The 11,723-nt window shown below is 72.9% G+C and carries 14 protein-coding genes; 9 read left to right on the top strand and 5 right to left on the bottom strand.

Annotated elements, in window-relative coordinates; genetic code table 11:
• Positions 1-69: 69 nt before the first annotated feature.
• Genes MUY14_RS35785 through MUY14_RS35775 form a run of 3 tightly spaced genes read left to right on the top strand, consistent with a single transcriptional unit; the run spans position 70 to position 2,354 of the window.
• Positions 70-1,467, top strand: a complete 1,398-nt coding sequence (locus MUY14_RS35785) for a PolC-type DNA polymerase III (protein ID WP_247015952.1) — start codon at positions 70-72, stop codon at positions 1,465-1,467.
• Positions 1,468-1,477: 10 nt separating this feature from the next.
• On the top strand, positions 1,478-2,029 hold the full coding sequence (locus MUY14_RS35780; protein WP_247015950.1) for an AAA family ATPase: 552 nt from the start codon (positions 1,478-1,480) through the stop codon (positions 2,027-2,029).
• A 22-nt stretch (positions 2,030-2,051) separates the two neighbouring features.
• Positions 2,052-2,354: a DUF3024 domain-containing protein gene (locus MUY14_RS35775; RefSeq protein ID WP_247015948.1), complete on the top strand. Its 303-nt coding sequence runs from the start codon at positions 2,052-2,054 to the stop codon at positions 2,352-2,354.
• Here the strand turns inward: MUY14_RS35775 and MUY14_RS35770 are convergent.
• A complete protein-coding gene (locus MUY14_RS35770; protein ID WP_086857376.1) occupies positions 2,351-2,668 on the bottom strand; it encodes a nucleotide pyrophosphohydrolase in 318 nt (105 codons plus the stop codon). The genes MUY14_RS35775 and MUY14_RS35770 overlap by 4 nt on opposite strands.
• 134 nt (positions 2,669-2,802) lie before the next feature.
• Between MUY14_RS35770 and MUY14_RS35765 the strand changes: the two genes are divergently transcribed.
• From MUY14_RS35765 to MUY14_RS35755, 3 genes are all read left to right on the top strand, one after another.
• On the top strand, positions 2,803-3,723 hold the full coding sequence (locus MUY14_RS35765) for a nitrate- and nitrite sensing domain-containing protein (RefSeq protein WP_247015946.1): 921 nt from the start codon (positions 2,803-2,805) through the stop codon (positions 3,721-3,723).
• Between the two features lie 88 nt (positions 3,724-3,811).
• Positions 3,812-5,134, top strand: coding sequence for a hypothetical protein (locus tag MUY14_RS35760; RefSeq protein WP_396126611.1), 1,323 nt, complete (start codon positions 3,812-3,814; stop codon positions 5,132-5,134).
• Between the two features lie 186 nt (positions 5,135-5,320).
• A complete protein-coding gene (locus MUY14_RS35755; protein WP_247015944.1) occupies positions 5,321-6,829 on the top strand; it encodes a hypothetical protein in 1,509 nt (502 codons plus the stop codon).
• 3 nt (positions 6,830-6,832) lie between these two features.
• Here the strand turns inward: MUY14_RS35755 and MUY14_RS35750 are convergent, their stop codons facing one another.
• The 3 genes from MUY14_RS35750 to MUY14_RS35740 form a co-directional block, all read right to left on the bottom strand.
• Positions 6,833-6,985, bottom strand: coding sequence for a hypothetical protein (locus MUY14_RS35750; protein ID WP_247015942.1), 153 nt, complete (start codon positions 6,983-6,985; stop codon positions 6,833-6,835).
• Between the two features lie 165 nt (positions 6,986-7,150).
• Positions 7,151-8,083, bottom strand: a complete 933-nt coding sequence (gene coaA / locus MUY14_RS35745; protein ID WP_247015940.1) for a type I pantothenate kinase — start codon at positions 8,081-8,083, stop codon at positions 7,151-7,153.
• Positions 8,084-8,196: 113 nt separating this feature from the next.
• A complete protein-coding gene (locus MUY14_RS35740) occupies positions 8,197-8,817 on the bottom strand; it encodes a macro domain-containing protein (protein WP_247015938.1) in 621 nt (206 codons plus the stop codon).
• A 99-nt stretch (positions 8,818-8,916) separates the two neighbouring features.
• Here MUY14_RS35740 and pheA point away from each other — a divergent pair, with 99 nt between their 5' ends.
• From pheA to MUY14_RS35725, 3 genes are all read left to right on the top strand, one after another.
• Positions 8,917-9,825, top strand: a complete 909-nt coding sequence (gene pheA / locus MUY14_RS35735; protein ID WP_247015936.1) for a prephenate dehydratase — start codon at positions 8,917-8,919, stop codon at positions 9,823-9,825.
• Positions 9,822-10,439, top strand: coding sequence for a histidine phosphatase family protein (locus MUY14_RS35730; RefSeq protein ID WP_247015934.1), 618 nt, complete (start codon positions 9,822-9,824; stop codon positions 10,437-10,439). The genes pheA and MUY14_RS35730 overlap by 4 nt, the downstream gene beginning before the upstream one ends.
• Before the next feature lie 122 nt (positions 10,440-10,561).
• The gene (locus MUY14_RS35725) at positions 10,562-11,203 is read left to right on the top strand and encodes a DUF4232 domain-containing protein (RefSeq protein ID WP_396126610.1); all 642 of its coding nucleotides are present in this window, start codon (positions 10,562-10,564) and stop codon (positions 11,201-11,203) included.
• Here the strand turns inward: MUY14_RS35725 and MUY14_RS35720 are convergent.
• Positions 11,200-11,679 (bottom strand): hypothetical protein, encoded by a 480-nt coding sequence (locus MUY14_RS35720; RefSeq protein WP_247015932.1) that lies wholly within the window; start codon positions 11,677-11,679, stop codon positions 11,200-11,202. The two genes, MUY14_RS35725 and MUY14_RS35720, sit on opposite strands and share 4 nt — an antisense overlap.
• Between the last annotated feature and the right edge of the window lie 44 nt (positions 11,680-11,723).

The raw sequence follows: 11,723 nt of genomic DNA, 5'->3' as shown, positions 1-11,723 counted from the left end.
CCCGTCACGAACCACCGATCCACGCCGAAAAGCTGTCACAACGCCCGCCGGGAAAACGACCTGCGGGGCGTGATCGAATCCCTCTCGCTGCTCGGTGCCGGCGGCCATCCCGCGCGGGGCACCGACTTCACCGCGCTGGACATCCGCACGACCGGGCTGCGGCCGGGGCACGTCGTCGAGCTGGCCGCCGTGCGGGTCCGCCCCGACGGCACGGTCGCCGGCGAACTGTCGACCCTGGTCGACCCCGGACCCGGCGTGCCGCCCGGCCCGGTCGCCCTGCACGGCATCACGCGCGCCGACCTCGACGGCGCACCCGCGTTCGGCGCGGCGCTGGGCTCGCTGCTGAACCTGTGCCGCGGCAGCGTCGTCGTCGCGCACGACCTGCCGTTCGTCGCGTCCTTCCTGGACTCGGAGGCCGCCCGGATCGGCGCCCGCGTGCCGGTGCTGCCCGGTGTGGACACGCTGGCCGCCGCGCGGACCGCCGTCCGGCTGCCCAACCACCGGCTCGCCACCGTGGCGCCCGCCTTCGGGATCGCGGCCCGGCCCGGCCGGACGGCGTTGTCCGGCGCGCGCACCGTCGCGCAGCTCGCCGTCAGCCTCTTCGGCCGCCACGGCTTCACGTTCGCCTCGCCGCCCGTCCTCCCCGCGCTGCCGCAGTTCGCGGCCGGCCCGCTGCGCCCGCGCGCCGACGTCCCGGCCGGCGAACCGGGCTGGATGGCCGAGGCCGTCGAGCGGGTGGCGATCGGCCCGGACGGCGACGCGTACCTGGACCTGCTCGCCGGCGTCGTCGCCGACCGGCACCTGGCGCCGGACGAGGTGGCGGCGCTGGCCGGGCTGGCGGCCGAAGCCGGCTGGCCGGCCGAGCGCGTGCGCTCGACGCACGAGCGGTTCGTGGTCGCCCTGCGCGAAGTGGCGGAACGGGACGGCGTGGTGACCGCCGCGGAAGCCCGTCAGCTGTGGCAGGTGGCGACCGCTCTCGGCGTCGCGGACGCCGGCGACCTGCGGCCGACGGCGGACGGCAGACCGGCCCGGGTGCTCGTCCTCGGCACCACCGCGGCGGCCGACCGGCTGCGTGCCCGCGTGCTGGCGGAGGGCGTGCAGCTGGCCAAGAAGCTGACCGCGAGCGTGACGCACCTGGTGGCCGACCCGAGCGTGCCCGCGAACGAGCCGCGCCTGGCGCGCGCCGCCGAGCTCGGTGCGGACGTGCTCGACGTCCACTCGGCACCGGTCGCGCTCGGCTTCGAACCACCGCTCGCGCCCGCGCCACCGGCGCCGGCGCCGGAGAGGGCCCGGCTGCCGAAGGTCGTCGGCGGGCGGGTCCTGATGGGTGCCGGGCTGCTCCTGATGTTCTTCACCGTCGTCGGCATGTTCGCGGGAACACCGCTGGCCGCCGGGATCTTCTTCGCGTTCTTCGCGGTCGGCGCCCTGCTCGGCGGCTGGTGGCTGGCCGAGCCCGCGCCGCGCTAACGTCGGGGAAGTGCCGAAGCTGATCCACTTGAACGGGCCGTCCGGGATCGGGAAGTCCACGATCGCGCGGGTCTACGCCGAGCGGCACCCCGGGGTGCTGAACCTCGACACCGATCGGGTCGTCTGCCTGATCGGGGGCTGGCGGGAGACCTTCTTCGAGACCTTCCGGGCCGCGCAGCTGCTCACCCGGGCCATGGCGGAGGCGCACCTGAAGAGCGGGCACGACGTCGTCATGCCGCAGCTCGCCACCCGGGTCGCCGACATCGAGGCCTTCGAGCGGGTCGCCGCGGACTGCGGGGCCGAGTACCGGGAAATCCTGCTCACCGCCGGCAAGCCCGTCGCCACCCGGCGGTTCGCCGAGCGGGCCGCGGAGGGGGATGCCGAAACCGAAGGGGTCGACGGCGTCCTGAACGCGCGCGGCGGCACCGCCCTGGTCGAGCGGATCCACGACCAGCTCACCGCCTACCTCCCGCAGCGGCCCGGGTGCGTCGTCGTCGAGACCGGCGGGCGGGCGCCCGAGGAAACCTACGACGCCGTCGTCGCCCAGCTGAGCGGGCGGTGACGCGGTCCGGTTCACTGTCGGCATGGCGGGCATCCCGGAATTCGCGCTGCGGCAGATCGAGCGCTGGTGTGCCCGACGCGTGCCCGAGCACCTGCGGGACCAGGTGCGGGTCGAGTGCCGCACGCGGGGGCGGGCCGTCACCATCGTCGAGCTGCGGGCCGGGAGCGAGCAGAAGATCGCGCAGCTGCGCGTCGACGACTTCGGGATCTGGTCGGTGTTCTGGGCCGAGGAGAACGGGCGGTGGCTGGCGCACCCGGACGCGCCCGTCGCGAGCACGCCGCCGCCGTTGCTAGCCGAGATCGAACGGCGTTGCGAGCGGGACTAGGCAGGCGGCGGGAAGCGGACCTCGTTGCGGTCGATCTTCGCGTGCGCCGCGGCAGGCAGGTCGACGCCGAGGCGGTCCGCCAGCTGCAGCAGGTACAGCGTGACGTCGGCGATCTCGTCGAGCACCTTCGCCTCCAGCTCGGCGTCTTCACGCCACGCGTCGGACTCCTCCGGTGTCAGCCACTGGAACAGCGAGGTCAGTTCGCCGACCTCGCCGGAGAGCGCCATCACGAGGTTTTTGGGCGTGTGGAAGGGCTCCCAGGCGCGGGCCGCCGCGAAGCCGCGCAGCCGCTGGGTCACGTCGTCGAAGGTCACGCGGCGATTGTGCCCGGCCGTCACGGTGCGCTAACGGCCGTATGGCGGATTGGCGTTGACCGGTGAATCTCTCACTCAATAGGTTGCACTTCGTCGGGATGCTTGCGGGGCCCCAAGGCTGGGAAAGGAACGTCTTGAAGTACCTGCGATCCGTCCGCGGCCGCATGCTGGGCATCGCTCTCCTCCCCGGTGGTGCCCTCGTCGCCGTGGCGATCGTCATCACCGCTTTCCTGCTCCACCAAGCGATTCGCACGCGCGACCTCGCGGTCGAGACGGCGAACGCCGCGGACCGGACGGCGCGGTCCGTCGTCGCGCTGCAGGCGCAGCGGAGCGCGGCGATGGCCGCGCCGGAGCTGCGGACTGCCGCGTACGCGAGCTACACGCAGCGGATCGAAACCGCCATCGCCGGGCTGCGCGACTACGTCCGCCGCGCGCCGGACGCCGAATCGGCCTACCAGCAGACGACCGCCGTCGAGCTGCTCTCCGTCGCCGAAGGCATGGACCGCTCGGATTCCCTCGCGCTGGCGGGACTCGACGGCGTCACGCGGCGGCCGTACGCCTCCGCCGTCGCCGCCTACCGGGCCGGGCTGACGCGGGTCGTGCCGCAGCTGACCGACAGCGGCCGGACTGCGTACGAGTCGCTCACGCGCAGCGCCGAGTGGAGCCGGCTCGCCGCCGCCGAAGACGCGTTCACCGCCGCCGAACCGCTGCCCGTGGCCGAATCCACGTGGCGCAGCGCCGCCTTCACCGTCTCCGAGCAGCTCGGCCGGCTCTACACCCAGCAGAGCCAGTACGCCGTGCAGCTCACCCTCGACGACGGCCGCCGCACGCTCGCCGGCGCGCTCGCCGCGGGGACCGCGCTGCTGCTGGGCGCGGTGCTCCTGCTGGTCGTGGTGCGGCGGCTCGTGGCGCGGGTGCCGGTGCCGGTCGTCCCGATCATGGTCCCCACCGTCTGCTCGCCCATCCCGCGTCCCCGCCACGCACGGTCACGACGGCCGCGCGTGCCCGAGCCGTGGCCGCTGAAAGCCGTGCTCGACGACTTGCGCCGCCAGTGAGCGCCTCACCGAGAGTCACTCGTTACTCCGAAAAGAGCACGCGGTTGGCCCACACGCCGCCTTGCCGGGCTCGGGCAGACTGGTGCGCGTGAGTTCCCCCTCGGATCTTCGCCCCTACCTGCGCACTTTGGACGCGGAGACGCTGGCGGACCTGCTGCACGCCCAAGCCGAGCGTGACCCTGAGTTGCGGCACTCGCTCGAACTGCGCGCGGCGACCCAATCCGGTGACGTCAGCGAGGCGCACCGCTTGCTCGACACCGCCGTGACCGACGGGAACGTCGAGTACACCGCGAAGGTCGGCGCGGTGCTGGACACGCTGCAGCGGATGCTCGACGCCGGCAGCCGCGCCGACCTGGCGCCGCTGGCCCGGCGCACGGTCGACGACATCAGCGAGGTGCTGGAGCAGGCCGGCGACCACCCCGGCGACCTCGGCGAGCGGCTGGACCGGGCCGTCGAGCTGTACGCCCGCGCGTGCGCCGCCCGCCCGCCGGACCCGGAGAAGCTGGCCGGCTGGATCGTCGAGGTCGAGTTCGACGGCCCGGGGTGGCCGGTCATCGACCTCGCCGATTTCGCGACCGCGCTGGGCGAACGCGGGCTCAAGCTGATCAAGTCCGTGGTGGACGACGTGCTCGCGGCGGACGTCCCGGGCCACCGCAGGGACGTGGCCGAACGGCTGCGGGAACAGCTGGCCGAGGTGCGCGGCGACGTCGACGAGCTGGTCGCGATCCTGTCGGCCAAGCCGCCGCGCGTCGACGTCAGCCTCAAGATCGTCCGGGTGCTGCGGGCCGCGGGACGGCACAGCGAGGCCATCGCGCACGCCGCCCGCGCGCTCACCCACGACAAGCAGCCGCCGGCGCCGCCGGAGCCCGAGGACGAGACTTCCCGCCGCCGCAAGGACTTCGACGCCCGGCCGGACCGCGAGACGTTCGCCGCGCTGCGCGAAGCCGCGCAGGCCGCGGGCAAGTGGACGGCGCAGCGCCGGGACGCGCTGGCGACCCTGCGCGAACGCGCCGCCGGAGGCGGGGCCGACGAACTCGTCCGCGTCCTGCTCGACGACGGCCGTCCCGACGAAGCCTGGCGCGCCTGCGTCCGGTTCGGGGCGTCGCCGGAGCTGAAGCTCGAACTGGCCGAGCTGCGCGCGGCCGGGCACCCGGCCGAGACGATCCCGGTCTTCCGCGAGCACGTCGACGAGCTCATCGAGCGCAAGGACCCGCAGGCGTACCAGGAAGCCGCCCGCCGGCTGAAGCTGTTGCGCGGCTTGCACAAACGCGCCGAAACGCCGGAAGAATTCACCGCTTACCTGGCCGCGCTGGTGGAAACCCACCGCCGGAAGTCCCGGCTGATCACGGAAATCCGCACCGCGCGAATCGCGTTGCCCAAAGCCGTAACCTCCCCGCGCGCACCTCGTTGACCGCAGTGAACCGGTGTGCACGTGCACCGGGGCACCGCGAGCCCGCCATGGCGGAGACGTCCTGGCCAGCGCCGTCGCGGTGGCCCTGTCCCGTCGCCCCGCCCGGCGCCTCCCCGCCGGGCACGCGACCGGGACCCGCGCCAGGGCCACCGCGACCGGCTCGCCGGTAGGTGAAAACATGGGCCTATGAGCCCGGTGAGTCGTGCCCGCAAGAGGCAGCCGCAGCCCGTCACCCACAGCGTGACCGGCCTGTTCAAGGACGTCCTGAACGACTTCTCGGCGCTGGGTGCCGAGCCCGCGCCGGTCGACGTCGAGCTGCTCGCCTCCGAGGTGCTCGGCCAGTTCCACGACGTGTCCGTCGAGGACGGCGAAGAGCCGCTCAGCCTGGAGCTGATCGCCTTCGCGCAGCGCAAGATCACCCCCGGTGCGGCCGCGCTGCTGGCGGCGCTGAAGGTCGTCGCCGAAACCGACGTCGAGCGCAAGGCCGCCGACGCCGGGCTGCAGGTCGTGCTCGGCCGCGGCATCCCCGCGCCGACGTGGGCCGGTGACCTGGGCCGGGTGCGCGCCGGCGAGTGCTGGCGCACCGGCGACGTCTACGGCGACGAGTCGTCACTGCTCTGCGTCTTCTCGCACGGCGACCAGGCGTACGGCCTGCTCGCGCTCCTCGACTTCACCGAGGGCGGCCGGGTGCGGGACCTCGTCGTCATCGACCAGCCCGCCGACGTCCTCGGCGAAATGCGGGAGCAGGCCGAAGCCGATCCGGAGCTGGTCGTCTTCGAAGCCGTCGAGCCCGCCGAGGCGCACCGCCTGATCGCGGACGGCCTCGCCGCGACCGACCACCTCGAGGACGCCGACGTCAGCGAGGACTACGCGCGCTTCCACGCGGTCACGCTCACCTGGTGCCGCGCGCTGCCGGAGCCCGCGCTCGTGCCCGAGGTGGCCGAGTGGTCCGAAGCCGAGCGGGCCGCGGTCGTCGAGCAGTTCGTCGCGGCGAGCGGTGAGGACGCCGACGCCGCCCGCGCGATCGGCCGCCTGCTGCTGGAGCACGGGCTGCGCACCGACCCGGCGAACCCGCTGCGCGTCGGCCCGGAGAAGGTGGCGCGGTTCCTCGAGGGCCTGCTGGGCGAGGAGTACGAGCTCGACGCCGACCACGAGGAAGCCGTCGAGCCGGTCGTGCTGGCCTGGGTGCAGTGGACGGGGGAGCGGGCCGGCCTGACCGAGACCGCCATCGCCGCCCTCGACGAAGCCGTCGCCGACTACCTCAGCGAGTACGCCGACGAGGACGACTCCCCGCTGGAGCGCTACTTCGACGGCGTCGGCGACCTGTCGCCGAGCGAACTGGCCGACGCGCTGGAGCGCCGGATGTTCGCCGTGCCGTCGCTGACCACGGAGATCGACGACGAAGAGGTCGACCTCGACCCGACCGACGCCGAGCAGCGCCGGGCGCTCGTCATCGCCGAGGCGGACGAGGACGAGGAAGAGCAGCGGCTGATCCTGCGCGCGACCATCGTCGACCAGCTGTGGGACAACGAGCCCGCCGACGTCTGGCAGACCGTGGAGCGCCTGAACGAGGGCGAACTCGACCGCGACGAGATCTTCGAGCAGCTGATCGACGCGCTGGAAGGCAGCTTGGTGGAGGGCGAAAGCCTCGAATACGACGCGGACGCCTACGTCGAGGCGCTGGCCGGACTCTGATCGCTACGGCAGGGGGCCCGTCGGTTCGGCGGGCTTCTTGCTGCGGCGCTCCTGCAGCCGGTCGTCGAAGTCGACGACGAACGTTCCGGCGGCCATCGCGATCAGCAACACCAGACCGAGCAACGCGCCGACCCACGTGAGGACCATCGAGAACATCGTGGGCCTCCTCCCCAGCTCAGAGCCGTTTTCCGGACTCCTTCAGGGTCGCTTTCCGAACGGGCGTCCGGTATCGGCCAACCGGTTAGGCCTCGCTGCCTCCCCTCGGCCGATCGGCCGGTGTTGGGGGCTCAGCGTGGGAATGGTGCGCGTGTGGGTGAAGGATCAGAGCTTGCGGAGCCGGACGCGGTTGATCGCGTGATCGCAGTCCTTGCGCAGCACGAGCGTCGCCCGGGGCCGGGTCGGCTTGATGTTCTCCATCAGGTTCGGCTCGTTGATCGAGCGCCACAGGTGCTTCGCCTCGGCGCGGGCCTCGTCGTCCGGCAGGCCGGCGAAGTGGTGGAAGTGCGACGCCGGGTCCGCGAACGCCGTGTGCCGCAGCTCCAGGAACCGCTCGATGTACCAGCGCTCGATGTCGCCGGTGTGCGCGTCGACGTAGATCGAGAAGTCGAACAGGTCCGACACCATCAGCCGCGGCCCCGGCTGCAGCACGTTCAGGCCTTCGACGATGAGGATGTCCGGCTGCTGCACGACCTGCTCCTGGCCGGGCAGGATGTCGTAGGCCAGGTGCGAGTACACCGGCGCGGCGACGCGCTCGGCGCCCGACTTGACGTCGGTGACGAACCGCAGCAGCGCGCGCCGGTCGTAGCTCTCCGGGAAGCCCTTGCGGTGCATGATCCCGCGCCGCATCAGCTCGGCGCGCGGGTACAGGAAGCCGTCGGTGGTGACCAGGTCGACGCGGGGGTGGTCCGGCCAGCGGGCGAGCAGCGTGCGCAGGATGCGGGCGGTGGTCGACTTGCCGACCGCCACGCTGCCCGCGATGCCGATCACGAACGGGACCTTCGTGCCGCGGGAGTCGTCACCGAGGAACGTCGTCGTCGCTTCGTAGAGCCGCTGGCGCGCGGCGACCTGCAGGTTGATCAGGCGGGAGAGCGGCAGGTAGACGTCGGCGACCTCGGCCAGGTCGACCTGCTCGCCGAGGCCGCGCAGCCGCAGCAGCTCGGCCGCGGTCAGCGGCAACGGCGTCGAACTTCGCAGTTCTTTCCATTGTTCCCGGTGCAGCTCGACATACGGGCTGAGTTCGCGGACCCGGGTCATCGCACACTCCTCCGGTCGCCTGCACTGGCGCGCGTTTCACCTGCGTGATTAACGGTAGGGCTTACGGCGGGTGAACGCGCTGTGATGTAGTCCACCCCCTGACTTTCCAGGGGTTACCGCGGGTAACGGTTCCCGAAGACCTCGTCCCACGCGGCCGCGACCTGACGGGCGCACGTCGCCGGGTCGACGCCGCCGACGCCGGTGCCCAGTCCCGGCATCGCGATGGTGTCGACGTGCTCGCGCACCGGCCCGTGGTCGAGCTGCCCGTCACGCCACTGGAGGAACACCGCGCGGGCGGCGAGGTAGGGGTGGACGGTGTCGGCGGGCAGCAGCTCGCCGGGCTCGCGCATGGTCGGCGCGCTGATCAGCCAGGCCGGCTCGGGCTCGCCGGTCGGCACGATCACGGCCTCGCCGATCGGCAGCTCGCCGCCGTGGAACGCCAGCACAGCGCTGCGAACGCTCTGCTCGACGTCGGGGAACGCCCGCGCGTAGACCGCGTCGATCCCGCCGCGCATCCAGCCGTAGGAGTTGGCCGGGCTGACCACGGCCTGCGCGACGACGTCGAGGACCGACCCGCGGTGCACCCGGACCCGGCCGGCCAGTTTTCCCACGGCGGCGGTCCAGGCGGTGGCGAGTGGTTCATCGACGGCGCACAGCACCAGCTCGGGGGTCCGAGGGGAGACCGGGGGATGTGCGTCCCCGCGGCCGGTGTGCGTGCCCGAGTCGGCGGTCACAGTCCCCAGCATCGCAAAAAACGCCACCCGGCGTAACCGGTTCACGTACCGGCTGTCCGAGTGAAAGTCGCCACGCGGCACCCCCGTAACCTGGGCGCTGTGTCACGGATCGCATACTTCGGCCCCCGGGGGACCTTCACCGAACAGGCCGCGCGGGCGCTCGCCCCCGGCGACGAACTGATTCCGGTCGAGACCGTGCGGCAGGCGATGACGACCGTCCGCGAGGGCGGGGCGGACGCCGCCTGCGTGCCGATCGAGAACTCGGTCGAAGGCGTGGTGCCGACGACGCTCGACGCGTTCAGCGAGGCGACGCCGCTGGTCGCCGTCGCCGAGGCCATCCTGCCGATCCACTTCAGCGTGCTGACCCGGCGCGGGGGCGGCGAGATCCGGACCGTCGCCAGCCACCCGCACGCGCTGGCCCAGGTCCGCGAGTGGCTCGAAGCGAACCTCCCGGGCGCGCACCCGGTGGCGTCGTCGTCGACGTCCGCCGCCGCCGTCGGCGTGCTGGAGGGCGAGTTCGACGCGGCGGTCTGCGCGCCGGTCGCGGTCGAGCACTACGACCTCGACGTGCTGGCCACCGAGGTCGCCGACGTGACCGACGCGGCGACGCGGTTCCTGCTGGTCCGCCCGCCGGGCGAGCTGCCGGAGCCGACGGGCGCGGACCGGACGTCGGTGGTCGCCGCGGCCGTCAACCGCACCGGCACGCTCGCCGAGCTGCTCACCGCGCTGGCCGACCGCGGGATCAACCTGACCCGGCTCGACGCGCGGCCGACGCGCAACAACTTCGGCGAGTACCGCTTCTTCATCGACTTCGAGGGGCACGTGGCCGAGCCGCGCATCCTCGACGCGCTGACCGCGCTGCGCCGGCACTGCCGCAACCTGCGGTTCCTCGGCTCGCACCCGCGTGCCGACGGCACCCGCACCACGATCGAACCGGGCGCCGGCAACGACGACTTCGTCGAAGCGGCGGTGTGGGCCGAAGCGGTCCGCAAGGGGGAGCTCGCGTGAGGCTGCTGCTCATCCGCCACGGGCAGACCGACGGGAACGTCCGCGGCGCGCTCGACACCGCCCTGCCCGGGCCGCCGCTGACCGACCTCGGCCGGCGGCAGGCCGAGCAGCTCGCCGTGCGGCTCGTGGGCGAACCGCTGGTCGCGGTCTACGCCTCGCAGGCGACCCGCGCCCAGCAGACCGCGGCGCCGCTGGCCGCGCGGTTCGCCATGGACGTGCAGGTCGTCGACGGCGTGCACGAGGTCGTCGCGGGCGATCTGGAGGGCGCGACCGACCACGAGTCGATCCGGGTCTACCTGGACACGGTCCGGCGCTGGACGCTCGGCGAGCTGGAGCCGTCGCTGCCCGGCGGCGAGAGCGGCACCAGCGTGCGCAGCCGGATGCTCGACGCGGTCGGCGCGCTGCGGGCCAAGCACGAGCAGGCCGACCCGGACGGCGTGGTCGCGCTGGTCAGCCACGGCGGCGCGATCCGGCTGGCCGGCGAGTGGCTGGCGCCGAACGTCCACGCCGACGTCGCCAACGCGGCGCTGATCCCGAACACCGGTCTCGTCGAGCTGACGGCCCGGCCGGACGGGGTGTGGCACTGCCTGACCTGGGTCGACACCCCGCTCTGAACGTCACGAAAGTGTGATCCCGTCACGTTTGAGAAACGTTTGGTGGGGAATTAACGGTGCGAACCAACCTGCCGGAGACCCGTACGTCTACCCAGTAGCACCACATCAGGGAGGCGATTGACATGGTTCGGACGAAGCTTTCACGGTTGTTCCCGGTGGTCGCGGCTTCGGCAGGCGTTTTGGCGCTTTCTGCCTGCGGAGGCGGCGGGGCCACGCCCGCGGCGAGCAGCTCGACGCCGTCGACTTCGGCGTCGCCGACCTCCACCACCGTCACCACGGCCACGTCCAGCCCCAGCAGCTCGACGCCGGCCTCGTCGCCGCCCGCCCAGCCCGCGGACAACGGGCTCTGCAAGGCCGGCGACGTCAAGCTTGCGCTCGGCCAGGGCGACGCCGGCGCCGGCTCGACGTACCGGCCGCTGCTGATCACCAACTCGAGTTCGAAGCCGTGCCTCATCCAGGGCTTCCCCGGCGTGTCCTACGTCGCGGGGGCGGACGGGCACCAGGTCGGCAAGGACGCCTTCCGCGAAGGCAGCAAGGGCAATGCCGTCAAGCTGAACCCGGGCCAGACCGCGGCCGCCGACCTCCAGTTCGTGAACGTGCAGAACTTCGACTCGAGCACGTGCCAGCCGACCGCGGTGAAGGGCCTGCGGATCTACCTGCCGCAGGAGACCGCCTCGAACTTCCTGCCGTCCGAGGGCACGGGCTGCGCCAGCACGAAGATCCCGGGCAACCAGCTCGCGGTGAAGACGGTTCACCCGGCCTAAATGCGGCCGCAGATCTCCTTGGCCTCGGTCAGGTGCCGCTGCCCGGAGATGTCGTTGAAGTGCAGGCTCAGCACCATCCGGCTGACGCCGTCGATGTGGTCGGCGAGCGGCTGGTAGTTGGCGTTGACCTGGGCGGCGGCCGCGGACAGGGCGCGGGCCGCCGTCATCCGCTGCAGCCGTTCCGCGCTGAGGCCGGGCGTCAGCGACGGCTGCGCGTCCCGGCTCGTGTCGGGCAGCTCGCCCACCCGGTCGAGCGCCTGGCACGCCGCGACGGCGTCGTCGAGCGCGCCGGCGTGCACCCCCGACAGCCCCCAGAGCAGCCCGAGCACGCTGCCGCCGAGCACGAACCCGGCGACCGCGCAGAGCACCAGCAGCCGGCGTGACGGCTGCGGTGCGGCGGGCTCGCCGGTCTCGGCCGGGGACTCCTCGAAGTCGGGAACGGCGTCGGTGCCGGTGCCCGGGTCCACGGTGCGCATGGTCGCCTCCTCACCACCTGGGTGAGGAGCTATTTCAGCTCACA

Source organism: Amycolatopsis sp. FBCC-B4732 (assembly GCF_023008405.1).
Classification (GTDB): domain Bacteria; phylum Actinomycetota; class Actinomycetes; order Mycobacteriales; family Pseudonocardiaceae; genus Amycolatopsis; species Amycolatopsis pretoriensis_A.
This window is presented reverse-complemented; position numbering and strand designations above follow the sequence as displayed.